The 22,924-nt window shown below is 58.0% G+C and carries 18 protein-coding genes, 1 tRNA gene and 1 pseudogene; 9 read left to right on the forward strand and 11 right to left on the reverse strand.

What is annotated here, in order from left to right; translation table 11 throughout:
* Positions 1-107 precede the first annotated feature (107 nt).
* Positions 108-1,100: an inositol 2-dehydrogenase gene (iolG, locus tag RLEG4DRAFT_RS26345; RefSeq protein ID WP_003581347.1), complete on the forward strand. Its 993-nt coding sequence runs from the start codon at positions 108-110 to the stop codon at positions 1,098-1,100.
* A gap of 225 nt (positions 1,101-1,325) precedes the next feature.
* Here the strand turns inward: iolG and RLEG4DRAFT_RS26350 are convergent.
* Positions 1,326-2,530 (reverse strand): annotated as a pseudogene (locus RLEG4DRAFT_RS26350) (IS481 family transposase).
* A 496-nt stretch (positions 2,531-3,026) separates the two neighbouring features.
* The gene (locus RLEG4DRAFT_RS26355; RefSeq protein ID WP_037094186.1) at positions 3,027-4,250 is read right to left on the reverse strand and encodes an ROK family transcriptional regulator; all 1,224 of its coding nucleotides are present in this window, start codon (positions 4,248-4,250) and stop codon (positions 3,027-3,029) included.
* Positions 4,251-4,476: 226 nt separating this feature from the next.
* Here RLEG4DRAFT_RS26355 and xylF point away from each other — a divergent pair, with 226 nt between their 5' ends.
* The 5 genes from xylF to RLEG4DRAFT_RS26380 all read left to right on the forward strand — a co-directional run bounded on the left by xylF (position 4,477) and on the right by RLEG4DRAFT_RS26380 (position 9,159).
* Positions 4,477-5,517: a D-xylose ABC transporter substrate-binding protein gene (gene xylF / locus RLEG4DRAFT_RS26360; RefSeq protein ID WP_003581351.1), complete on the forward strand. Its 1,041-nt coding sequence runs from the start codon at positions 4,477-4,479 to the stop codon at positions 5,515-5,517.
* 262 nt (positions 5,518-5,779) lie between these two features.
* Entirely contained in the window at positions 5,780-7,093 is a 1,314-nt protein-coding gene (locus RLEG4DRAFT_RS26365) for a sugar ABC transporter permease (protein WP_037094189.1), read from the forward strand.
* Positions 7,094-7,107: 14 nt separating this feature from the next.
* The gene (locus tag RLEG4DRAFT_RS26370; RefSeq protein WP_003581354.1) at positions 7,108-7,890 is read left to right on the forward strand and encodes an ATP-binding cassette domain-containing protein; all 783 of its coding nucleotides are present in this window, start codon (positions 7,108-7,110) and stop codon (positions 7,888-7,890) included.
* Between the two features lie 204 nt (positions 7,891-8,094).
* Positions 8,095-8,171, forward strand: a tRNA-Arg gene (locus tag RLEG4DRAFT_RS26375).
* Between the two features lie 535 nt (positions 8,172-8,706).
* On the forward strand, positions 8,707-9,159 hold the full coding sequence (locus tag RLEG4DRAFT_RS26380; RefSeq protein ID WP_003581356.1) for a hypothetical protein: 453 nt from the start codon (positions 8,707-8,709) through the stop codon (positions 9,157-9,159).
* Positions 9,160-9,334: 175 nt separating this feature from the next.
* Here the strand turns inward: RLEG4DRAFT_RS26380 and RLEG4DRAFT_RS40425 are convergent, their stop codons facing one another.
* A complete protein-coding gene (locus tag RLEG4DRAFT_RS40425; RefSeq protein ID WP_003581358.1) occupies positions 9,335-10,261 on the reverse strand; it encodes a thermonuclease family protein in 927 nt (308 codons plus the stop codon).
* A 1,660-nt stretch (positions 10,262-11,921) separates the two neighbouring features.
* Between RLEG4DRAFT_RS40425 and RLEG4DRAFT_RS26395 the strand changes: the two genes are divergently transcribed.
* Both RLEG4DRAFT_RS26395 and RLEG4DRAFT_RS26400 read left to right on the forward strand, forming a co-directional pair.
* On the forward strand, positions 11,922-12,245 hold the full coding sequence (locus RLEG4DRAFT_RS26395) for a hypothetical protein (RefSeq protein ID WP_003581363.1): 324 nt from the start codon (positions 11,922-11,924) through the stop codon (positions 12,243-12,245).
* A gap of 208 nt (positions 12,246-12,453) precedes the next feature.
* Positions 12,454-12,819, forward strand: a complete 366-nt coding sequence (locus RLEG4DRAFT_RS26400) for a hypothetical protein (RefSeq protein WP_003581365.1) — start codon at positions 12,454-12,456, stop codon at positions 12,817-12,819.
* A 62-nt stretch (positions 12,820-12,881) separates the two neighbouring features.
* Here RLEG4DRAFT_RS26400 and RLEG4DRAFT_RS26405 read toward each other — a convergent pair whose 3' ends face one another.
* The 7 genes from RLEG4DRAFT_RS26405 to RLEG4DRAFT_RS26445 all read right to left on the reverse strand — a co-directional run bounded on the left by RLEG4DRAFT_RS26405 (position 12,882) and on the right by RLEG4DRAFT_RS26445 (position 21,167).
* The gene (locus RLEG4DRAFT_RS26405) at positions 12,882-13,640 is read right to left on the reverse strand and encodes a hypothetical protein (protein ID WP_003581366.1); all 759 of its coding nucleotides are present in this window, start codon (positions 13,638-13,640) and stop codon (positions 12,882-12,884) included.
* Positions 13,641-14,471: 831 nt separating this feature from the next.
* On the reverse strand, positions 14,472-15,227 hold the full coding sequence (locus RLEG4DRAFT_RS26415; protein WP_003581370.1) for a hypothetical protein: 756 nt from the start codon (positions 15,225-15,227) through the stop codon (positions 14,472-14,474).
* Between the two features lie 725 nt (positions 15,228-15,952).
* Positions 15,953-16,843: a hypothetical protein gene (locus RLEG4DRAFT_RS26425; RefSeq protein ID WP_003581372.1), complete on the reverse strand. Its 891-nt coding sequence runs from the start codon at positions 16,841-16,843 to the stop codon at positions 15,953-15,955.
* 18 nt (positions 16,844-16,861) lie between these two features.
* Positions 16,862-17,692: a hypothetical protein gene (locus RLEG4DRAFT_RS26430; protein WP_037094204.1), complete on the reverse strand. Its 831-nt coding sequence runs from the start codon at positions 17,690-17,692 to the stop codon at positions 16,862-16,864.
* Positions 17,685-18,530 (reverse strand): metallophosphoesterase, encoded by an 846-nt coding sequence (locus tag RLEG4DRAFT_RS26435; protein ID WP_003581377.1) that lies wholly within the window; start codon positions 18,528-18,530, stop codon positions 17,685-17,687. The genes RLEG4DRAFT_RS26430 and RLEG4DRAFT_RS26435 overlap by 8 nt, the downstream gene beginning before the upstream one ends.
* On the reverse strand, positions 18,527-20,515 hold the full coding sequence (locus RLEG4DRAFT_RS26440) for an AAA family ATPase (protein WP_003581378.1): 1,989 nt from the start codon (positions 20,513-20,515) through the stop codon (positions 18,527-18,529). The genes RLEG4DRAFT_RS26435 and RLEG4DRAFT_RS26440 overlap by 4 nt, the downstream gene beginning before the upstream one ends.
* A 55-nt stretch (positions 20,516-20,570) precedes the next feature.
* Positions 20,571-21,167, reverse strand: coding sequence for a hypothetical protein (locus RLEG4DRAFT_RS26445; RefSeq protein ID WP_037094207.1), 597 nt, complete (start codon positions 21,165-21,167; stop codon positions 20,571-20,573).
* Positions 21,168-21,400: 233 nt separating this feature from the next.
* On the opposite strand from RLEG4DRAFT_RS26445, the gene RLEG4DRAFT_RS26450 reads away from it, so the two are divergent.
* Complete coding sequence (locus RLEG4DRAFT_RS26450) at positions 21,401-21,730, forward strand: hypothetical protein (protein ID WP_037094209.1); 330 nt, start codon at positions 21,401-21,403, stop codon at positions 21,728-21,730.
* Between the two features lie 158 nt (positions 21,731-21,888).
* On the opposite strand, the gene RLEG4DRAFT_RS26455 is transcribed toward RLEG4DRAFT_RS26450, so the two are convergent.
* Positions 21,889-22,242: a hypothetical protein gene (locus RLEG4DRAFT_RS26455; RefSeq protein WP_003581380.1), complete on the reverse strand. Its 354-nt coding sequence runs from the start codon at positions 22,240-22,242 to the stop codon at positions 21,889-21,891.
* Between the last annotated feature and the right edge of the window lie 682 nt (positions 22,243-22,924).

Raw genomic sequence — 22,924 nt, forward strand, 5'->3', positions numbered from 1 at the left:
GCAAATGTGAAAGAGCCGCGGGCTTGACGCCGCGCATAGATGATGGAATGAAAATTCCAGATTTTTAGCAATTCGGTTCATTTGTTCCGAATTCAACGGAGGTTGCAATGACAGTGAGATTTGGTCTTCTCGGCGCCGGCCGCATCGGCAAGGTTCATGCGAAAGCCGTCAGCGGCGACGCCAATGCGAAGCTCGTCGCGGTTGCCGATGCCTTTCCGCAGGCGGCCGAGGCGATTGCATCAGCCTATGGCTGCGAAGTCCGCACCATCGAGGCGATCGAGGCCGCCGGGGATATCGACGCCGTCGTCATTTGCACGCCGACCGACACCCATGCCGATCTGATCGAGCGTTTCGCCCGCGCCGGCAAGGCGATCTTCTGTGAAAAGCCGATCGACCTCGATGTCGCCCGCGTCAAGGCCTGCATCAAGGTGGTGGAAGAGACCGGCGCCAAGCTGATGGTCGGCTTCAACCGCCGCTTCGACCCGCATTTCATGGCGGTTCGCAAGGTGATCGACGACGGCAAGATCGGCGATGTCGAGATGGTGACGATCACCTCGCGCGATCCCGGCGCCCCGCCGGTGGATTATATCAAGCGCTCGGGCGGCATCTTCCGCGACATGACGATCCACGATTTCGACATGGCCCGCTTCCTGCTCGGCGAAGAGCCGGTCTCGGTGCTGGCGACGGCCGCCGTGCTGGTGGATAAGGCGATCGGAGAAGCCGGCGACTATGACAGCGTCTCGGTGATCCTGCAGACCAAATCCGGCAAGCAGGCCGTCATCTCCAACTCCCGCCGCGCCACCTATGGCTACGACCAGCGCATCGAAGCGCACGGCTCCAAGGGCATGGCTGCGGCCGAAAACCAGCGCCCGGTCTCGATCGAAGTGGCAAACGGCGACGGCTATACCCGCCCGCCGCTGCATGACTTCTTCATGACACGCTATACCGAAGCCTATGCCAACGAGATCGCCGCCTTCATCGCCGCCATCGAAAAAGGCACCAAGATTTCACCGTCCGGCGCCGATGGTCTTGCAGCGCTGGCGCTTGCCGACGCCGCAGTCCAGTCGGTTCGGGAAGGCAAGCTGATCAAGATCGGCTGACGGCCCTCTCCCGACCGGAAGCCATGCATGAGATGGCCGGGCACACGCCCGGCCATTTCGCGTTTGATGCCACTGTTCGGCGGCGAGTTTTCCTTGGACCGATGAGGGGCCGGCGAAGACCACGTAATCGTCGCTGCTGCGGCCGTATTCGCGCTATCTTGCTCCAGAATCCACCCCACCCTCCGTCGTCCTCGGGCCCGACCCGAGGACCCACTTTGGCTTCGATCAGCAACGAGAATGGATCCCAGGCTCAAGTGTAAAGCCCGGATACATACCTGACAGATGTTCGGAGACATGCCTGACAGTCAGTCCTGGCTTTTGAGATCGATTTTTGCGACCTGCGTTGCGCCGAAGAAGACGCCGTAGAGACCGTCGTACTGGAGCGGGCGGATGGCGAGACGTTCGGTTTTGAAGGCGTTGGGCACGCGCCAGAATCGCCCCTTGAAGCTGACATAGCCCTTGGTTGTTCCAACGCGGCGCACGATTTCACCGCTGTCATAGACCGGTTCGGGCAGGCGGTCGGGAAAGGGACGCGATGAGGGACGGTAGCGGCTCGCCGGCACGGCCATGTCGATGCCCTGGTGGGGGCGGTGATGGTTGTAGATGTCGCGCCAGCGGTCGAAGGCGTGTTGCGCCTGAGCGTGGCTGGCGAGCGTGGCGAAGTCGAAGACCTCGGCCTTGAGGCTGCGGTGGAAGCGTTCGTTCTTGCCGCGGCCCTGGGGATGATAGGGCCTGGCATGGATGAGGTCGATGCCGAGTTTGAGCAGCCAGACGCGCAACCTTGTCCATTGGTTGGGCACGCCGGTGCCCCACGGCCTGCCGTTGTCGGTATAGATGGCCATCGGCAAGCCGTGGCGGCGCAGGATCGGCTCCAGCCGGCCGCGAACGGTCAGCATGCGCTCGTCGGCGCAGGCTTCGAGCCCGACGGCGAAGCGGGAATGGTCGTCGATGACCGTCAGCGGATGGCACCAGAGGCCCGAGACGAGCTGCGTGCGACCCTTGAAGTCCATCTGCCAGAGCAGGTTGGGCGCCTCGCGCTCAAAGCGGCCGAGCGCCGGCTGCCCGCCCATCTGCGGCCCGATGCGGTCGTGGCGCACCAGGATGGCATGGACGGTGGAGGCAGCTGGCGGCGCTGTCCCGAGATCCTGCAGCCGGCGGGCGATCTTGCGCGCGCCCCAGGCCGGATGTTCGTCGCGTATATCCAGCACCGCGCCTTCGAGATCGACGGCGGTGCGCCGCGGGCTCGCATGCGGCCGGCGGGAGCGGTCCTCTCCCGGCTCGCCTGCCAGCAGACGCTGCAGCCAGACATAGCCTGTCTGCCGGCTGATGCCGAAGCGCTGGCAAAGCGCAGAGACATTCGCACCCTCAAGCCCCGCCAACCGGCAGAATTCCAAACGTTCATCCACAACTGACCTCGACCGCCAAACCATGCCGACCTCCCGAAAAATCATCTCGAAAGTGTCAGGCATGTCTCCGAACATCTGTCAGGTATGTATCCGGGCTTTACATCAAGGCCTGGGATGACGGAGTGTGGGGGCGCCTTCTGCCAAACTCGCCGTCGCCGCACAGAACGATGCGCCACGCTTCGTGCCCAACGCGGCGCCGTATGGCCTATAGGCCCTTATCCGACCCTTCGGGCCATAACCGGGGCGAGGCGCGGGTCTCGACCCGTCCTTCGGCCCCCCGCTGGGGAGAAGAGAAGGCGGTGGGCAAGACCGGCCCGCCATCCACCTGCGGCACTGAGCGGCTCCAAACACGACCTCTCCCACCCTCATTCCTGTGCCTGTCACAGGAATCCAGCCACCGCGCGTCGACGCGGTGAATGAATCCATTGGAGCTTTGAAACAGTCTCTCGCGCCCAAGGACTTGGGCGCACTGGATTCCTGTGACGGGCACAGGAATGAGGGAGCAGGAGGAGATGTGTCCCTAATCCCCGCTCTGGACCCCCGAGATCACAATGTCCTGGTCGATCACCGAGAGCGCCCGGTTGAGATGGCCTTCGAAGACGAGGATTGGTTCGTCGGTGACGACGCGGATTTCCGGCATGGCTTCCATGCGGACGATGTGCGATTGGCCGAGGCCCTCCTCGATGCCCTGGCGGAGAAGGTCGTAGTAGCGGGTGCCGGGGCCGGTGATGGCGATGGGCATGCGTTCGGTCAGGCTCAGCATGCGCGACAGGCCGTTGCCCAGCGCCAGGCCGGCCTGACGGAAGGCGAAGGCGGAGGTGCGGTGGCCCTGGCGGGCTTTGGCGGCGATCTTGTCGAGTTCGGCGACCGGCACGAATTTGGCGGGGATGGTATCGAGCGGCACTTCGAAGGCGCTGCGCAGAATGGCGTAGAAGCCGGCATAGGCTTCGATGCAGCCGCGCGTGCCGCAGCGGCAGAGGCCGCCACCCGCCATGTGCAGCATATGCCCGAAATTGGGCGCCGAGATCTCCTGGCCGGTCTGATGGCCGCGCCGGACGATGCCGAGGCCGATGCTGTGGCCGAGCGACAGGGCGGCCAGCGAGCGGAAATCGGCGCCCTTGACGATCTCTTCGCGCGCGCCGAGGGCGGCTGCGACCAGCAGCGTCTCATTGTCGAGGATGACCTTGGCCTGCCATTCCGGCCGCAGCACCGATTCGAAATCGATCTGATCGCTGCCGAAGATCGGCGACCACAGAAGCACCGGCTCGGTGGAATTGACCAGCCCCTTGGAGCTGATCGAAATCAGCAGCACCTTTTCTTGGCGGATCCTGGAGCGATCGAGAATGCGCGAGAGACCGGCGCGCACCGCCTGGACGAAGCGGGCAGCCCCTGCCGGATCATGCGAGCGCTCCTCGCCGAACCGGTCGATCAGCTTGCCGGCATAATCCACCAGCGAATATTGCACCGCATCCGAGGAGATGATGACGACGATGAGATAGCCGCAGTCGCGTCGCTGGCGCAGAAGCACGCGCGGCCGGCCGCGGCCGCTTGCCGGCTGATGCTCCGATTTTTCGATGATCTGGGCGCGTTCCAGGTCGGCTGTGATCGCCGAGATGGTGGCCGAGGAAAGGCCGGTGAAATCCGATATCTCGGTATGCGCCAACTGACCGTGGCGGCGCAGCACGGACAGCACGAGCACGCTGTTTCTCTGCCGGACCAGCTCCGTGCTCGACTTGGTCAGCATGAATGCCGCCCTCTCCTCCTGCTTATTCGCCTTTGCTTTCCACTGCATCTCCGGCCGCTGCTGCGCAAGGAAATTAAGCCGGCAGTCCAGTGTTGACAGCTGAAAAAATCTCTGACATCAAATTTCTCGACTGTCGAGAAAATAATCCGAATTTCCTCGACAGCTTTTTCGCGGTGGCCGGAGGAAGCATGGGCTGGGCCGGTCGCAACTCACTCGGGAGGACATTATGAAGTCTATTTTGAAATTGATGGCAGGCGCGGCCATTCTCGTTTCCGTGCATACCGCGGCCATGGCTGCCGATCTCGTCGTCGGCGTTTCCTGGTCGAACTTCCAGGAAGAGCGCTGGAAGACGGATGAAGCCGCAATCAAGAAGGCTCTCGAAGCCAAGGGCGCCAAGTATATTTCCGCCGACGCGCAATCATCGGCCGCAAAGCAGCTGACCGACGTCGAATCGCTGATTTCGCAGGGCGCCAATGCGCTGATCATTCTCGCCCAGGATTCCGACGCCATCGGCCCGGCGATCGAAAAGGCCGCTGCTGAAGGCATCCCGGTCGTCGGTTACGACCGTCTGATCGAAAATCCGGCTGCCTTCTACATCACCTTCGACAACAAGGAAGTCGGCCGTCTGCAGGCTGAAGGCGTCTTCAAGGCCAAGCCGGAAGGCAACTACGTTTTCATCAAGGGCTCGTCTTCCGACCCGAACGCCGACTTCCTGTTCTCGGGCCAGCAGGAAGTGCTGAAGGCCGCGATCGACGCCGGCAAGATCAAGAATGTCGGCGAGGCCTATACCGACGGCTGGCTGCCGGAGAACGCCCAGCGCAACATGGAGCAGTTCCTGACCGCCAACAACAACAAGGTTGACGCCGTCGTCGCCTCCAACGACGGCACGGCCGGCGGCGCGATTGCAGCGCTCGACGCCCAGGGCCTCGCCGGCTCCGTTCCGGTTTCCGGCCAGGACGGCGACAAGGCAGCGCTGAACCGCATCGCGCTCGGCACGCAGACGGTTTCCGTCTGGAAGGACAGCCGCGAACTCGGCAAGCGCGCCGCCGAAATCGCTCTCGACCTCGCCGGCGGCAAGGACATGAGCAAGATCGACGGCGCCCAGGCTTTCAAGGGCGGCCCGAAGGGCGTCGAAATGCAGTCGGTGTTCCTGAAGCCGCTGGCGATCACCAAGGACAATCTGAACGTCGTCATCGACGCCGGCTGGATCTCCAAGGCTGAAGCCTGCCAGGGCGTCAAGGCCGGCACGGTTGCTGCCTGCAAGTAAGCCAGCGCTGAACTAGAATAAGCGGCGCCGCAACGGAGTTACCGTTTCGGCGCCGGATGCGGATGGGAATTCCAATGACGAAGTTTTCTCCGCCTCGCCGCACCATCGCGGACTTTCATTCCCTCGGAACGGTGCCGCGATGCCACGCGACCGGTTTCCGGAAGCATCGCGATGGTCAGTTGAAGAACAGACGAATGACGCCGTTGGCAGCCTCTGGCACGCCGGCGCACCCGTCCAAACACAGTGGGGGAACGGCAAACCCATGGCCGAAATGGTAAAATCAACGACATCGAGCGGACCGCGAACGGCGGACGCCAATCCGGTGACCCGCTTCTTCCGGGCGACCGAGATCGACACGCGCCTGCTCGGCATGATCGGCGCGCTCGTCATCATCTGGATCGGCTTCCACATCATCACCGGCGGCCTGTTTCTGACCCCGCGCAATCTCTGGAACCTCTCGGTTCAGACGACAGACATCGCGATCATGACGACGGGCATGGTGCTGATCATCGTCACCCGCAACATCGACCTGTCCGTGGGATCCGTGCTCGGCCTCTGCGGCATGATCATGGGCGTGACGCAAGCGAAGATCCTGCCTGAATATATCGGCTTCGACAGCCCCTTCACCTGGGTGATCACGCTTGGTATCGGCATCATCGCCGGCGGCCTGATCGGCACTTTCCAGGGCATGATCATCGCCTTCCTGAACGTTCCCTCCTTTATCGTCACCCTCGGCGGCCTGCTGGTCTGGCGCGGTGCGACCTGGCTCGTCACCAGCGGCCAGACGGTTGCGCCGATGGACCAGACTTTTCGCATCATGGGCGGCGGCGCCGAGGGCTCGATCGGCGCCACCTGGAGCTGGGTCGTCGGCATCGCCGCCTGCCTCTTCGTCATCGCCAGCATTATCGGCTCGCGCCATCAGCGCCGCCGTTTCGGCTTTCCGCGCCGGCCGATCTGGGCGGAATATTTCCTCGCCATTCTGAGCTGCGTGCTGATCCTCGGCGCCGTCTGGATCGCCAACAGCTATTACTGGCCGATCAACATCGCCAAGCGTTATGCCGAGGCCAACAATATCCCCTGGCCGGAAACCGGCCTTGATATTCCCTACGGCATCGCCGTGCCGGTGCTGATCGCCATCGTCGTCGGCATCATCATGACCTTCATCGCCACAAGGCTGCGCTTCGGTCGCTATGTCTTCGCAATCGGCGGCAATCCCGAGGCGGCCGAACTCGCCGGCATCAAGACCCGCTGGGTGACGGTGCGCATCTTCGCGCTGATGGGCATTTTGGCCGCGATCGCCGCCGCGATTTCCACCGCCCGCCTCAACGCCGCCACCAACTCGCAAGGCACGCTCGACGAGCTTTACACCATCGCCGCCGCCGTGATCGGCGGAACGTCGCTGGCAGGCGGCACCGGCACGATCGCCGGCGCCATGCTCGGCGCGCTCGTCATGCAATCGCTGCAATCCGGCATGGTGCTGGCGCATGTCGACACGCCGCTGCAGAGCGTCGTCGTCGGCACCGTCCTTGTCGTGGCGGTCTGGCTCGACACCGTCTACCGCGCCCGTGCCAAGTGAGAGGAGCTAAAGATATGGCTGATCAACGCACTCCCCTCGTGGAACTCAAAAACATCTCGATCTCCTTCGGCGGCATTCACGCCGTGGACAATGCCTCGGTCGATCTCTACCCCGGCGAAGTGGTGGCCCTGCTCGGCCACAACGGCGCCGGCAAATCGACGCTGATCAAGATCCTCTCCGGCGCCTACAAGCGCGATGGCGGCGAGATCCTGATCAATGGCGAGCCGGCCGACATCCGCAATCCGCGCGATGCCAAGAAATACGGCATCGAGACGATTTACCAGACGCTCGCCGTCGCCGACAATGTCGACGCCGCCGCCAATCTCTATCTCGGCCGCGAGCTGAAGACCCGCTGGGGCACGCTCGACGACGTGGCGATGGAAGCCTCGGCGCGTCAGGTGATGGGGCGGCTGAACCCCAACTTCAAGCGCTTCAAGGAGCCGGTGAAGGCGCTTTCCGGCGGCCAGCGGCAATCGGTGGCGATCGCCCGCGCCATCCTCTTCAACGCCCGCATCCTGATCATGGACGAGCCGACGGCAGCCCTCGGCCCCCAGGAGACGGCGCAAGTGGGCGAACTGATCAAGCAGCTGAAGAAGGAAGGCATCGGCATCTTCCTCATCAGCCACGACATCCACGACGTCTTCGACCTCGCCGACCGCGTCTCGGTGATGAAGAACGGCCAGGTGGTGGGACACGCCCGCACCGAAGATGTGACCAAGGACGAGGTGCTGGGCATGATCATCCTCGGCAAGGTGCCGCCAAAAGCCATCCCCGGCCCCGGCGCCATGCAAATCTGAGTGCCGCCAAGCGCCCTGCCCCCGACAACCCCGCTCCGCCGCCCGCAAGGCCGGCGGAGTTTTTCGTTCAATCCGAAGGCTGACGAATAAAAACACCCTGCAAACCGCAAGCATCGGTATTTCTGAGAATTTCGCGATTGAAGCCGGCCGCAAGCTAGGCTAAGAACCACCCATCGGACAGGCGATTCAAACCGCCTCAGGCATGCACCCGTAGCTCAGCTGGATAGAGTGTTGGATTCCGATTCCAAAGGTCACAGGTTCGAATCCTGTCGGGTGCGCCACCGATCCCGGGTCCGTTCTGGACACATGGGTTACGGTTTATTAATTGTGCCGCCTTGGTTTGCGCCGGAATCGACTGGTTTGCTATTTTTCTCGCGATAGGCATGCGTCTTAGGATCGTCGACCTGGAATCGGCCCTGCTGCATTGACAGAAAGGCGTTGCCCACGCGCGTGCGATCCTGTGAGTCGCGGGCCCGCGACAACACCGGCCTCGTCACCCTGTCCCACCGATATTTTTGGACAGCTTCACCAAGACCTGAATAGATAACAACCGCGGACCTAGGCAGGTGGTGGAGCTATGGGACTGTTGACGGGCACGGGTCAAAGGTTGATCCAAGCGAGCGTCTGCGCCCTCCTCCGCAATGACAAATGGCACCGCGCCCATGCGAAAGCAGGATCCACCAAGTAGGAGCCACAGGGTCGTTAGCGGTTGTCTCTCTGCCATGATAGTTCGTGACGTCGACATCAGGGAATTTTTCGCTTGCGATAGCTTTTTCGTCGCATGACAATTTGCAATGTCGCAACTTGATAACTCCAATGAATTTTTACACGGTCACAAGTCTCAACGGTTCATCGACGACGAGCGCACATCACATCGAAGACGCGGTTAACGGTTTTGCTCGCAAATATCTCGGCGCCGCCGGGGCCGTCGCCTGGGCAAGCAAATCAGCGAACCGAGATCCAGCTAAATTCGATGGATCGACCAAGGTTTTATTGCTGGAGGGTGAAAGCAACTTCAGTGAGGACCCACAGGCGAGCAAGATGCCAAGCGATCCATCGAAGGCGAGATCGATCTGGATCTTCGAACCTAGAAGGCGCTACGATCAGATATTATCCTCCTTGAATGAGGTTCGCGATGGGCAGCTTGAGACAGCCCTTCGGGAAATCGCGGTGCTCGCGCCGATGATCAAGGATTTATGCCTGGCGGCCGTCGTGAGGCAGATCAATGAAGTGCTGCCTGCTCACCTAAGATGCTCGATCAGTTTCTGATGAGCCACACATCGTGGATCCGTTGTCGAAGCCGGAGATATCGCCTTTCAAAAGAGGAATGAGAACGGGCTTGGTTTCTTCTTGTAGTTCGCTTCCCTTACACTTGCGATCTTCACGCGTTTAGGTGGGACGCCGGAAGGCTTCGGACGAGGTAGTTGTGCGACATGAGGCTAGTTCATCCACACCAGGGTCGTGGAGTTGGCGGGCAGCCGGTCGCCCCACAAACAAAGGGAACGGCAAGGCCCTCATCGATCAAGATCTGTCCGACGTCGCGACCGTCGACTTCAAGCTTCCCGCAGCTACGGCCGTAGTTGCATTTTTTGGTCCCCTCGGTACCGGGTTTGCAAGAGCACGCGACTAAACTGACGTTGGTCGTGTTCGCTCGCCCCACCAGTTCCTGCAGGCGTTCGGAAGCGCGATTTCCTAGTTTGGCCTCGTTTGAACACAACGGCTCGAATTTTTCCGGCGTGTTAAAGCCAATCAATCTGACGCGCGTGCCGTTGTTCAGACGGATCGTGTCCCCATCGGTGATCGTAAAATTCGCACTGCCTCGGGAAGGTGCGTTGGCCACGACCCCGGACCCGACTTGCGGCTCGGCGCTACCCACGCCGTCGACGGTGCGTCCAAAAAAGCTCCCCAATAGTCCGACGAAGAGGATGAAGCCGATTACAATCAGCAAACTGTCTCGTCCTGCCCCGGATGCGTAGCAAAAAGGGTATCGCGGCCGAAACGGATTTCGGAGTCTGAAGGGATTTCGCGGTCGAAGTGGATTGCGTAAACGGAAGGGATTGCGGTTGCGCGATGCTCGCTCGAACGGCGCCCCGATCGAATAGCTATTGCTTACCTGCCGTTGGCGTGGCTGACGTAGTGCCGCCGCTACTTCAGAGAGCACCACTTCGAGTTTTGGTGCCGGCGACTGATCCTGCGTTAGTCGTTTTAGTATCGCAAATTGCTTCTCGCTAACCCTCGTTCGGACACCATAGCGAGCCATCTTGTCGCGGATATCGCTTAGAAACTGACGTTGCCATTTTGTGACATGGCCACTCTGCAGCACCTCATCGATCCGACGCCGGAAGTACGCAATGTCCTGTTCGCTAAGCATTTCCCGCCCTGATGCGACCTCATTCGAGCGGCTACACTAAGTTGAAATGCTTAAATTTCGCCCAACCATACGAGCACGGCGATACCGCACAGTCACGCCCGCCGAGTCGGATAAGACGGTCGGCTCAGCACCAACCGGCCTCCAATGCCCGCGTTTGTGTCGTCTCGATCGACCAAGAGGCAGTACGTGGTGGCGCAGTATTCACTTGAGCCGCCTCGCCTCTGCGGCCCATCAAGCTGGTCGTGAACAGACTGAGATGTCGTGTCGGCGCCCAGCCGTTCCAAGCAGTGACCTTTGGCTGCCCCCGAATAACCACTCCGTAGGAGGGACTGTAAGGAGCCAGCCCTTGACGCTCGCCACGTTTCCGCGGACGCAATTTTCGAAAGGGATGTCCAGCGGTTGGCGAGGTCATCTCGCTGGCAGCATCTGCATTGGGTGTGATTTTTAAACAAAATGGCCGAAAAACCCAAAAGGCGTTCCGGGGATGACCTTCGGCCACCCGAACAAGCAGGAGACAAATGCGACGTGACCATGGTTTGAGTTATCATACGGCTTGACGGCTCCTCGGCTCAGCACCACCCTTCTCTCACCGCATTTAAGCCTACTCCATGACCAGCCATCTCGACAGCACAGACCGTGCACTATTCCCTCGCGTTCTGTCACTCAGTTCGGCGCATCTATCCGAGCGAACTGCGAGTTTTCTGCAGAAGAATGACGCCGCCGATTTTCCCTGTCTTGGAGGACATTGGAGTGACCGGGGATGGATGCCGTGGGTCGACACTGAGTTCGGAGTTATTCCGTCCTGCCCTCCGGATCTGCGTGAGGTTTTCGAGTTCGCGGAGAGGCTAGGTGTCAGCATTGTTATATTTGACGAAGGGGGAAGGGTCTTGCCAGAGCTACCCGTGCTCAGACAGGAGGTTGCGGATAGCTCTCTTGATCGATACGCTCGGCGAGCCAGAAAGAGCTTAGAGCAACTCGAAGACTTATCCGGTCGGGAAGCGCTGGAAAGTCTCGAGAAGACGGGATCGTTCAGCCGGACCGCCGGATATTTTACGACCAGAATGCAGTCGATCAGGGACGCCCTTACTTATGCCTACGAGCGAGGTGACGATTTTACGTCTACAGCTTACCCTTTGCTTGAACAGCTATCCGATCTAAGCGCAGCGTTCGCCTCCTGCGTCCGCCTGGAGCCCGATCAATATCTGACGTCCCTTGATTGCATATGCTCGCTAGAGGCAACGGTCGAAGCTACTCTGGACGGGAATGAATTCCGTGACCGTGGGATCGAACGAAAGATTACCGACGCGTTGGAAGATATCCTTTATCGTCTTCAACGCGCCCGCCAAACGTTAACACATCGGATCATGACGTGAGGACCACGACACGGGCGTTAGCACCTGTCCTTTCTTCGAATAGTGCCTGACGTTCAGAGCCTCTTCCGTACAACATCCCCAAAGGTCAGTTGCTTGAAGGCTGCCCGCACCCCTTTAGGCATCTGCGATCTTGTAAATGTCTGGTACACCACAATTGGGACAACGGTGAAAGGCGACGCGGGAGGGCCTCGAAGTGAGCGATTCACACGCTAAATCGCTTAGTAAAAATTCTTGACGTCGCATTCAAACCCTCCGACAATTATCGTACCGCATCCGAGTTCCACCAAATGCTCTTCCAGCTTGAACTATCTGTCTCCGGCTCCATCACCGTCAACGCCGAGTCCAGCTCAGACGCACTTGCGAAATTCCTGTCCGCCCACAAAGCGGGCATCGACCCGATGGGTCTCTGGTTCAGCGAAAACATGTTCTCCGAAGAAGACTTCCCTGATGTTGATCTCGTGGTGGAGGAAACGCCGACGCCGCTCAACGCGCGTATCATTCTGCGCAACGGCAGAGGAGTCATCAGCACTGCGTATATGCATGTCCCTCACCTTCCTGGCGCCAACGACGGATGTGGCGCTGATAACGCGACGTTCCCTGACCCCGCTTGATACATAATTCTCCAAAGCTAAATTGAGTCCTGAAAAACGATAAGTTCGTTGATCTGACGTGGAGAGCGGAAGAGCCCCACTACGATTGTCGCATGAAGCCTGCCGCCGGGGCCGCATAGTGGCAGCGCCGTTACAACAATGCCTCACGCGAGCATATTGAAATACGCTCCCAGCATCACGATCTCAGATTGGCAATCGGAGCCTTGAAATGCTGTATCTCATCCCTGCCCTGTTCGTTATTACCTGCGCGATATTCGTGGGAAGATACTATGCAATCAAAGCGGGACTCGCGCAGACGATCCTTGATGACGCCATTGCACGGAAGCTTTCCACATCTCCGCTGAACTTGGAGGTGATGCGCTTGAGGGAGCAGAATGCAGTGATGCGCAACCTCCTCCTAGACATGGTGGAGAACGAGGCTTCGGTTGAGACCGACCGGCCAAAGACGGAGCAAGCTCGCGCGTTCAGCGCCAGAACACTGCGGCGGCGGGAGATCTTCGGAGAAGCCGTATTTGTGCTGGAGCAAAGTGAACGACCTCAGGCATCAAATCAAAATCTTAAGATTCCCGGCTAAGGCATTTATATAGCTTGATTGTCTCCGGCTTAATACCACCAGAGTTCGAACTGATGCGCTATTCATCCCTGACAACCTGCTGCTGGTCCGCTTTCACAGCACATCGGTCTAAGTATTTGCAACCGTTGCCTCCCGTCCAGAATTGCTAGGAGGGCGGTCTCGGGATAACGCCATGGGAAGCGGTCAAAGGCATGCACCATCTTACCGACGCCGTAACCGCCCATGGATTTGAACTTTTGAGTTGCGAATTCCAAGAACGAAAGTCCACTGCCGCCAAATGGTTCAACGCAGTTTGAGGGAGCACAGCTAAAGTTGGGAGTCGTGAGAAGTTGAGGCTCACCGTCCTGCTCGAGTATGTCATTTAGGATATGCAGCGCGTAAGTCGGGCCGCCATTGAGATGGCAGCCCTCTCTCAGCTCAAAAGAGGACATCAGCAACGCTACCGTTGCTTCGCGCCAATCATTAACATCGCCTGCGGCGTTTCCATTGTACGTCGGCCTTACAATTTGTGGCGCATCGTTTTCCTGCTGAATGATTAGCGCGACAGCCGCAGGCTCTGTCCATTCAATTGAAAGTAAAAACTCCACCAGCCGAGTTGGAATCGCTTCCGACAAGTTTCGGTAGCCCCCTGAGAATATCACCAGACCAGGCTCGGCAAACAGTTCAGATTTAATGTCGACATTTCCACTCAAGCGGGCTGGAGGTTCCAAGTCCTCGATGGAGAACCACTTGTTGATGGTTTTGATCACATTTGCGTCTGCCTGCGACCGTGCAATTTCCAGATCAGAGAACAAGAGGGTAATTGCTGTGGTAATGGCCATATCCGTGTTACCTGGTGCCGTCCTAACTAGGCTGCGCCAGACCCTGGCCGGCCACAAGCGTTTATTGTTTGCTGTCTCACTGCACGACGACGTTCTGTTTGGCATCAATCAGGAACTTCGAGCCTTTGGCTCCGCCGCGAAACCGTAAGACCATTGTTGGAGGCGGTCCCTCCTTCGTTTTCGGCCTTCCTCGCTCTTGCCTCAGTCAAACTGTGGTTGCCTTTCATTTGTGCGAAGGCCTCTTAGGGCGCTCCTTCTCCGCGCTCCAAAAGGACAAGCCGAGCATCGGGCGCTTCTTTGCGAATGGTAATTTCCATGTAGGCCCGAAGCTCGCTACGAAAACGCGAGGCATTGCGGGCTCCCCATGCGCCAATGAAGCACTCCCCTGATGTATCGTTCTTGAAGACCGCTGAGCCACCGAACGAGGATGATAGGCCGCCTTCACCGACCGCCCCGCCGTTGCCGCAAACGGCGACGACGCTGTCCAGAGGTGCGACGCAGGCCACAGTGTCGCCCGAGGGGGCGAAACCTGTGCTTCTAAAAACGTAAACTGGGCAGGGAGACGTTGTCATCCGTAGAACATATCGGGAAAATAATGAGCCGCAAGCTCGCGGTCAAACTTTGTCAACACGGCCTAGATGCCGCTTCGCCTTTTCAATATTGGGGCCCTTGATGTAAACCGATCCGTAAATTCTGATCTCAACGGCGAACGTGGGCATTCTAAATATTCCATGCTCAATATGGAAATGCTCTTCTGGATATTTGAGCCTGTCAACGTCGCCCACTTTCTATGCGCAGGCAGGACTGTTGCACCTGAGCGGTCTTCGGCCACTAGCGTTGCGACAAACTGATCAACAAACTTGTTACCTGAAGCGCTTCCTCGGCAGACATCTCGCGCATTCCTTTCGCAGTCATTGCCATTCGAAGATTGATCGCAAGATCTTCGACACTTTGCTGATGGACCGTGAACCATGAGGTGAGATCGGCGAGAGTTTCCGGCAGCATCGGCACCTCCTCATCACGGCCAACTTCCTCCTGATCCCGGCGATAGCACGCAATTGCTCTTAGGATACTCAGGATGATCGAATCATGGTTTTCTTCGTCAGGCAGATCGCTCCGATCAATCGCCTGTGGCCAACTCTCTGCATGAGACCAGTTTACCTGACGCTGATCGCTTGACGCCAATGCGAATGTCCAGCCGTCCTCTTCATCCTCGAATGTCCAGTTTAGATCGCCAAGTTCACCTTCCGTCCATACACCGTTTAACAGGATTTGGCGGATCCGAAGGTCCGGGAACGCCTGAAGCTTTGCCCGAACATCGTATGATATCTTGAGTAACGAGTGGTCGACGAAGACCCCGGCATCGGTGTTGCTAACCCAGAAAACGCCGGCCACATAACCGCCATTCACAGTACGTTCAACGAGATGTTCGGCTGTAATATTCGGACTATCGAAGAGGCGGACAGCCGCCTTTTCTATCGACGTCGCATCTGGGTGACGTGGCTTTTGCAAAGCTGCGATGAGCTCATCATCTTCGGTGATAGCGACAATTGCATTAATATCTTCCTGCGTAAGGTTCACCCACATAATTAAACTCAAATGGCGACATCAAATTGTTCAGCGTGGTAAGGAAGCTGTCAAGCCAGAGGCTTCGTGCCAACACATATACGATCAGTCCTGGCCTTCTGGCATAGGGACATTGCCATCTTCATGAGCTGTGTCCACAATCATGAGGATCGAAGGGTCGAACGTTGTAGGCCACCAACCGGGCCCCTTCTGCGGTAACAAATCGGAGCGGTGACAAGGTTCGAAAACGCGGCTCTCTGCCGCTTGACACAGCATGGTTAGTTGCACCCCAATATTCCTTGGTCACCTGGTCCTACCGAGAAGCTCAAAATTGAGACCGCAGGTTCTCGCATATCTTGCACAGGTTATCCACGATCAGCGGAAGGCTGGATCGTCCTGCAGCTCAGCAGCGAGCCCGACAGCCAATCGTTCTGCCGCAGTTTTTCGCTGCCGCAGGAGCCGATGTATTCGGGATAGTGGAATCGCAGCCAACTAAGAAGATCAGCCGCATCCCAAGGGGTCGCGTCGGTCCATGGCTCGAAGGAACCTGTCATGCATCTGCTTCGGTTGAGCTTGTCCGCTTTCTGTCACCTGGTCGGACCTACGAACATCAAACAGGGTGAGATTACCGCATCAGGTTAGGAGCGCAATCGTCCAGAAAGCATTCGGGCAGAGAGATCGAATGCAAGACCTCCGTGCATTCAGCCTCAGCGACGGGTTCACTGCCCTTCTGGCGTCCTTGACCTTCAAGCCGAGTTTTGACGAGACCTTCGCCTGACCACTTCCTCAAAATCCCGTCTCGCCTCGACGTGAAATCGAAAGTAGGATGCCAATCGACCGTCGCGGATGCGGCGACGCACTTCAAAGGCTGGGTCACCATCTACCGGTTCGTCGCCAAGTATAGCGGCCGCCTCCGCTGGTAGCATCGCCTCCTCTGTCGGCAAAGGAATACCTAATTGAATTGCGATTTCGTCGATCCGGTCGCCCTCCTCCAATGCCAGCATCTCTAGGGCAGTGCTGGTGGCCAGAAAGCCTTGCGACCAGCACCAAAGGATGTCCTGCTCGGTCACCGGATCAATGTGATTGAAGTCCCCGATCAGATAATAATCTGGCCGTCGCACGACCCTGTTCAGTCCGCGCAGGACCTTTAGGTTTTCTTCATTGTACTCGAACCCATCGTCGTATGTGTCCTCGAGTGACCGCGCTTTTCCAAATGTCTCTTGTGCCGAGGCGATACTGTCGAGGGAACGGCGAAGCCTGGCATGCACAACTGCATACAGTCGTTGGGCTTCGCCCTGCCCGTAAGCCTCGGCTTCGATAGCGAGGGCAGCCACCGTATCAAGCGTCTCATTCACTGACATCCTGGCCTGGGTAAGTCCCTTGCCGATCTGCTTGCGTTTGGCGTCCCGTAGCTGGGGGCGGAACAACGATTCCAACTGCCAGACACGTTTGTCCAGCGCTTCCTGAGTTGGCGGATTGATACCGTGCTGTTGCGCGAGTTCGAGGAATTCAGAGGTCGTGACCCTTAAAATTGATCGGGCTGTCGACTCGACCAATTCAGCGATGCTCCAGAGGCGCAGGATTTCGATTTGCCCTTCAAGGGTGCTGACATCAACGTTGAATGGATATTGGGCCATTTCAGATCTCCCCGCCCATCACTCGTCCTCGTCCGGTAGCTCGGCCCATGTCCTGGTTGACTTGTCAAATCCGATCACTGTCGACGATGATGTCGAATTCAGAGCCTCGAGTTCACGATCAGCAAAATAGGGCAACTCGATCCCGTAGGTGATAGCCCTTTCGACGGCCTCCTGGCCACTGATGCCGAGCCGCCGGATGACCCGTCGAAGGCTTAAAGCTCCCACTGCCCATCCCTCCAAGGTCGTACGCTCGTAATCGGGATGACCCTTCTCGAACCGGCTTCGATCGATCCTTCGATAGATCTCAACTGCCTTCAGGATGCAGCGGATCGCATCCTCGTCGGACATGTACCCAGCCTCAAAACCAGTTTTGCTCGGCCAGTCCTCTTCGTGCCACCACCTTGCGCCCTTCGTGCCACTTTCGTTGCCTCCAGCTTCGAACCGCCAGTAGGATCCTCTTGCCCGGAAATAAAAGTAGTGCCCGTCAAACACGCCGTGAGCCTGAACGGGGCACCACCCGACAAGTTCGCCTAAGGTAAAATTTGGCAGAGTTTCAAGGCTTTCTCGCGTTTCTGGAGTAAGATGGAGGCGATGAACATTGAAAGGCCTATCCTTATCATCTTGCTCCAAATCGAGATTAAACCCGAGCGCCCGCACCGCCTCAAACAGTCGATGAAGACGTGACCTGTCTGTAGGTGCCCACCGATCACCCTCGCGAACGAAACCTTCCGTGTCAGCAGCCCACTTAATTTCGTCTCGCTGTACAGCAGAGGTATTGGAGAATGTGACAATGTAGGTGGGAACACCGTTATCCCACTCGGTACGCCAATGAACTGTGGGCTTAGTCATCCTTCGTCTCCATGGATTCCGGCACGCCGGCTTCCACAACGTAGCCCGGGCGGAAGCCGCTGCCGCCCAACTCCCCCAGGTATCCCCTGGGATTGCAAAGGAGTCGGGTGCCGCCCTCGACATAGTCTGCGAAGCGATGAATGTGGCCATGCACCCAGAAATGCGGCCGCTCGGCATAGATGACTCCAGATAAATCTGACGCGAACGCCGCGTTCGAGATGTGGCCGGTGAACCGTGGATCCAGAGACCTTGGCGAGATCGCATGGTGGGTGAGCACCATCGTCGTGCCGTCGAAGGGCTTCGCAAGCTCCTGCTCGATATACGCCCTGCTCTCCAAATGGCGAGAGATCATTTCGTCTGGTGTGATGAAACCGCTATCGTCGCCATTCCGAGCATCCGAGCGGTGGATCATTCGGAAGTCCAGCAGATACCGCATGCACTCCCGGGCCGCCAAATCGCGCCGGGCCTGCGCTGGCAGATGCCCGAAATCGTGCGCATCGATCTCGAAGTCGGTCCACAGCGTCGCCCCCACGATACGCAGATCATCGCGATGGAAGGTGTTATTTTCGAGGATGTGGACGTTGGTTCCAGCAGTCCATTTGCGGGCGTACTCCAATGAACGATCAATCGATGAACCGTAATAATCGTGGTTCCCAAGGGTCGCGACCACTGGCATGTGAGGAGCAATCTCAGCATGGAGGAAATCGATGGCATGCTCGATGTTCCCTGCAATATCGCCAGCACAAATGCAGATCTCGGCTTTCGGGACAACCAACTCCCGTCGATGAAGCAGATCAAGTGGCGATGAATGGAGGTCACTGATGATCCACGCCTTCATCGCTGCGCCTCCTTACTAGAGCGTGATCGACTATCACCTTGGGACGTGCCCGACGCTCTTCTCCCGGGGTCTCGCACACGTTTGATCGGAGCAACCGACGGACCTTTTTCGAATTCTTTGCGAAGGTGGTCGAAGCGATCGGGTAGGACGAAACCGGTATCCTCCAGCTCCTTGGTCACCGCGAGAAGGAGCGAGCGCTGCGCCGCTACAATGTCGCCGGCACGAGCCATTTCTCTTCGAAGGATCTCGTCCACCCTATCCATTAGCCACGGCACACTTTGCGCACCGAACGCGTCCCAGGCGGTGCCCTTGCCGAACTGGTACAGGCGAGCGCCCATTCCAGTTTTGGTTTCCATTTGCAGCGCGAGATCTGTTGCGATCGCCAGATCACTTGTCGGCCCCAGGCCGCATCCATCGCCATGGCTTCCAAGGATCAGTCGCTCGGCGGCAATTCCGGCAAGCCGGAGGCAAATTTCATCGCGAAATCGTTGCTCGTTGCGAATATGCAAAGCTGGAAACTCGAACCTCGCCCCGCCCGCCGATTGCAGCTCAAATCTTGGATTAAGCTGGTTGACGACAGTGACTCCGACGAACATTCCAAGCCCAAGAGCGTTGCCAACAACCGTGTGGCCAGCCTCATGAATGGCGACAGTGTGTCGATAGTATCCGGTAATCTGGATGAGTTCGGGCAGTTGCGACGTCAAATCGGATAGAGTCACCCGCCGGTCTTCTCGCCGCGCCCGCTTCTTAGCGTCTCTCACCATTTGCGCGAGATCGGCGCCGGCCATCGCTTCCGTCAGGGGTCCAAGCGTATGGAGATCGGTAAGCTCGTGCTCTCCAAGCATCTGACCGATGATTGCAACCCTATCAGCCGAGCTGGGCATTCCGATCACGACATGCCTATCCAGCCTGCCGGGACGGCGGATCGCGGCGTCAATCTTCCCCGGAAAGTTGGTTGCTCCGATGACTACCAGGCCGTCTCGCTTGACCGATCCGTCCAAGGCTTCCAGCAAAGCGTTCACGATCTGAATGGAATACGACGCATGTTCACCGGTGAAGGTGTTTCGGTCCCCAATGGAGTCAAGTTCGTCGAGTAAAAGGATGCATGGCGCCTTGTTGACGGCAGATGCGAATTCCGCCCGCATGGCTTTGAGGAGGTCACCCAAGTGACCTTTTGCTTGCCATTGGACGACTGAAGTCGCCACGAAGTTCACCTCACAGGTCTCGGCGAGAGCCCGAGCGAAGATGGTCTTCCCGACGCCAGGCGGTCCACTCAACAGGAGACCCCGATCGACTTCGGACCATTTCAGGATACCTGCCTTCCATGCCGCTAGATCCTTGGCGAGCTGTAAGCCCCATTCCTTGGCGTCGCCATATCCGTGCAGCTCCTCCAGTCGCGGCAGGCTCTCCTCGATCGGTTTTACGGCGGGGCTGGTCGGCGATACAGAGTTGAGACGCCGGATTGCATCGGCCGCCGTACTATTTCGTCGAATGGCGGCAAACATCAGGTCGGGCGGAAAAGCCAGAAGCTGCCGAGCCTGTTTGGCGGTCATCTTCAGCTTCAAGACGTATGCGCACGCGACTCGGAGGTCATCCTCGCCGATGGTATCGAGTTCGATGAACTTGTCGACAGCGACAGAGACAAGCAGTGGAAGATTTCTCGTCTCAGTGATTACAATCGCTCGATTGCGTCTCCAGCATTTCCCGGCGAATTCGGATTTTACGTGATCCGGCTTGTCCGTCGCGCTGATGCAAGCATAACCGACATTATCCCAGTCGTCGCGTTCAACGCCTTCATAAAGAAAGGCAACTGCGCACGCCTTGTAGTCCTCTGCCGCTTTTCCTTCAGGGGTGACCAATCCCACGATGCCCGGGCCACCCAGTTTGAAGTCGTTGCATTGCTCGAGCGCCCGTTCAAAGGTGCGATAAAGCGCAAAGGTTTCAACTGAAGAAGCCATTTTCGCATTGATTGTGCTAATAGCCATAGGTTTTCCTCCACTGCCCTTGGCAGCGTCAAAGTGATCGGACGTTTTTGGGAAATTAGTCGCGCTTGCGGCGGACTATGGTCTCAGGGCCGATCAGGCGTTCGTCGAGATCCATCGTCACGAACCGTTGGAGGACCATCGATGCCAGTCCGGCCATTGGTTTCGTCTCGCGAAAGACAATCAACGCCTCGGATACTGTCATACTTGTGAATTCATCGAGTGCGGCAAGAAGCCGAACGCGGTCCGACAAGGCGGCCTCGTACCTGGCATAACGCAACAGATCTTTGGCGTTCTTCAGTCGAACGGATGGAAGGACGGAAGCATCGATTAATTCGTAGGGGTATCCGGCCGCAATGGCCTTTTCACGAACCCATTCCGGCGCCGCTTCTTCACGGATGCCATCAACCACAAAACTCAGGTCTGCTCTTTTCACCAGGAAGTCTGGCTTATAGATCTGCCCGCCGTGCGAAAGAGAAAGGGACCGACACGACCAAGACAGGATGTCATCATCGATATCGAGAAGGCACGCGATATCCCGGGCCAACTGATCTCTGAATAAAACAGGCCCGGCGCATCGGACCGTACTGAGAGGATAAAAAATCTGGACGGAGTTAGACTGCGCTGCGGAACGCAAGGAAGCGATGCTCATCATGAACCCTCGAAAACACAAAACCAGATGATCCCGCTCACGCGGACCGGCTTAGCTGTCTATTCGTATCGAGGTGTGAGCGATGTAGGTCATGCGTGAACAGATACGGAACATCTCTAAACGCGTCAAGTGAAAAAATGGAGTTGACGCAAGCGAAGTTCAGACCAATGCTATTCTTGGCGGCCGGGTTCCTCTGTCGTCTCACGACTGGTCCGTCACCCTAACGAACAGCACCGATGACTATTTTAGCAAAACTCAATTGCTCGACAATATATGAAGTGCCCTCGCATTTCCGCGGGCGAAGCAAACTACAGCGCGGCACGTTCCGCGAGCTTACGGAGCATTTTTTGGCCGAAATTGGTTGGAAGTGCGAGACGCGCCAGCTAATCAATGGTCGTTGGGTCACGAGTGCCAGCCGACGGGGCCGCGAAGTCCTAAAAGGCCACCAAAAGGACACCGTTATCGACGCTGAGACCGACCTTCTGGTGGCTTTTCACCTAAGTCTATCTCCCACCTACAAGAAGGAATATTTTACGTTCTCAGAGGTTCCGACAGACAGGCTTTGATATTCGCTCCGTACGTGAGTTTTCACTACTCGTCCCGAGCCGAAATGAAGATCTCATCGCGCATAGACATCCCGTGGTGTCGCCGGCCTATATCCGGTTCAGGCGCCTGTAACCGTCCTTCGACGCGAGCGTGCTTTGCAGCCTCGGCAAGTGACGTATCACCAATCGGAATCCGTCTTCCACATCCTCCACCGGTAAAAGCCGGCTTCTAGGGCCTGGAGGTCATAAAAGAACCTGCGATTAATCAGTTCGCGAACAAAAGCGAGATCGTCGGGATGGAGCGGTGTCTTATTGGCGCCGACGATCGCGCTTTCTTCGATCCGAACAAGATGACCCTCATCCGTCACTCGTTCGAAGGCGCGAATAACCTCGTCTGCCATAAACAAGTCGAAAACGAGGGTTGATTGCCCACTTTCATCAATGCAGTCGACGCGTTTGATATCGATTTCGGGTGAGAATGGGAGATGCTTGGTCGCTGCCTCGAGCGTATGCGGGCTCAGTTCGTTTATCAAGATTAGGTGCTCTGTACTGGATCATTGATAGCTTGGGTCGAAATGCCTGCACCCGTCAATGGTATTCTCCGGGGTCTCGAGATCACCCCACGGCATTAGTTCGTCTGAGAGGATCCCAGACGCTGCGATCGACCATGCGGACATAGCGATGGCCAGCGCTTTTGGTGCCCCGGCAGCGGAGTCCAAAAAAAGTCCACTACCGTTGTCGACTCTGACCAGTGGCACAGACAATGTGCCAAAATCGAGAATGCCAGCGGAAGTTGCCATGGCGCGTAGACGCCGACCAAAGAAGCTCCCCAAAATCACGCCAGCGGTTTTCTTGGCCGTCCTGGTGTTGGGCGGACTTGGATCGCTATTCGGTCGAACCAATCCAACCACTTCCCCCGCACTCAATGAAACAAGCACTGTCAGCGCTGCTCCTCCGACCGTTGAGCAGCAGGAGACATTGCCAGTTGGGCCGTCCGTCGGCCCCGCGACTCTTCAATCCGCCACGTCGCCGACCGAAATGCAGACGGAAACCCCGCTGCCCTCCCGTCTTGTAAAAGGGAGCAAGGTCGCCCTGAGGGATGGCCCGCGCAAACAGTTCGGCATTCTGGACCGCTATGATAGCGGTAGGGAAGTCAGAGGACTCGATACGGAGGGCGCATGGTCACATATCAGGGATAGCCTCACCCTGCGGGAC

This window comes from Rhizobium leguminosarum bv. trifolii WSM2297 (genome assembly GCF_000271845.1).

Bases quoted from the DNA above. Each gene is read 5' to 3' on its own strand.
- iolG (WP_003581347.1), top strand. From the start codon at position 108: ATGACAGTGAGATTTGGTCTTCTCGGCGCCGGCCGCATCGGCAAGGTT.
- RLEG4DRAFT_RS26355 (WP_037094186.1), bottom strand. From the start codon at position 4,250: ATGCTGACCAAGTCGAGCACGGAGCTGGTCCGGCAGAGAAACAGCGTG.
- xylF (WP_003581351.1), top strand. From the start codon at position 4,477: ATGAAGTCTATTTTGAAATTGATGGCAGGCGCGGCCATTCTCGTTTCC.
- RLEG4DRAFT_RS26365 (WP_037094189.1), top strand. From the start codon at position 5,780: ATGGCCGAAATGGTAAAATCAACGACATCGAGCGGACCGCGAACGGCG.
- RLEG4DRAFT_RS26370 (WP_003581354.1), top strand. From the start codon at position 7,108: ATGGCTGATCAACGCACTCCCCTCGTGGAACTCAAAAACATCTCGATC.
- RLEG4DRAFT_RS26380 (WP_003581356.1), top strand. From the start codon at position 8,707: ATGAATTTTTACACGGTCACAAGTCTCAACGGTTCATCGACGACGAGC.
- RLEG4DRAFT_RS40425 (WP_003581358.1), bottom strand. From the start codon at position 10,261: ATGCTTAGCGAACAGGACATTGCGTACTTCCGGCGTCGGATCGATGAG.
- RLEG4DRAFT_RS26395 (WP_003581363.1), top strand. From the start codon at position 11,922: ATGCTCTTCCAGCTTGAACTATCTGTCTCCGGCTCCATCACCGTCAAC.
- RLEG4DRAFT_RS26400 (WP_003581365.1), top strand. From the start codon at position 12,454: ATGCTGTATCTCATCCCTGCCCTGTTCGTTATTACCTGCGCGATATTC.
- RLEG4DRAFT_RS26405 (WP_003581366.1), bottom strand. From the start codon at position 13,640: ATGGCCATTACCACAGCAATTACCCTCTTGTTCTCTGATCTGGAAATT.
- RLEG4DRAFT_RS26415 (WP_003581370.1), bottom strand. From the start codon at position 15,227: ATGTGGGTGAACCTTACGCAGGAAGATATTAATGCAATTGTCGCTATC.
- RLEG4DRAFT_RS26425 (WP_003581372.1), bottom strand. From the start codon at position 16,843: ATGGCCCAATATCCATTCAACGTTGATGTCAGCACCCTTGAAGGGCAA.
- RLEG4DRAFT_RS26430 (WP_037094204.1), bottom strand. From the start codon at position 17,692: ATGACTAAGCCCACAGTTCATTGGCGTACCGAGTGGGATAACGGTGTT.
- RLEG4DRAFT_RS26435 (WP_003581377.1), bottom strand. From the start codon at position 18,530: ATGAAGGCGTGGATCATCAGTGACCTCCATTCATCGCCACTTGATCTG.
- RLEG4DRAFT_RS26440 (WP_003581378.1), bottom strand. From the start codon at position 20,515: ATGGCTATTAGCACAATCAATGCGAAAATGGCTTCTTCAGTTGAAACC.
- RLEG4DRAFT_RS26445 (WP_037094207.1), bottom strand. From the start codon at position 21,167: ATGATGAGCATCGCTTCCTTGCGTTCCGCAGCGCAGTCTAACTCCGTC.
- RLEG4DRAFT_RS26450 (WP_037094209.1), top strand. From the start codon at position 21,401: ATGACTATTTTAGCAAAACTCAATTGCTCGACAATATATGAAGTGCCC.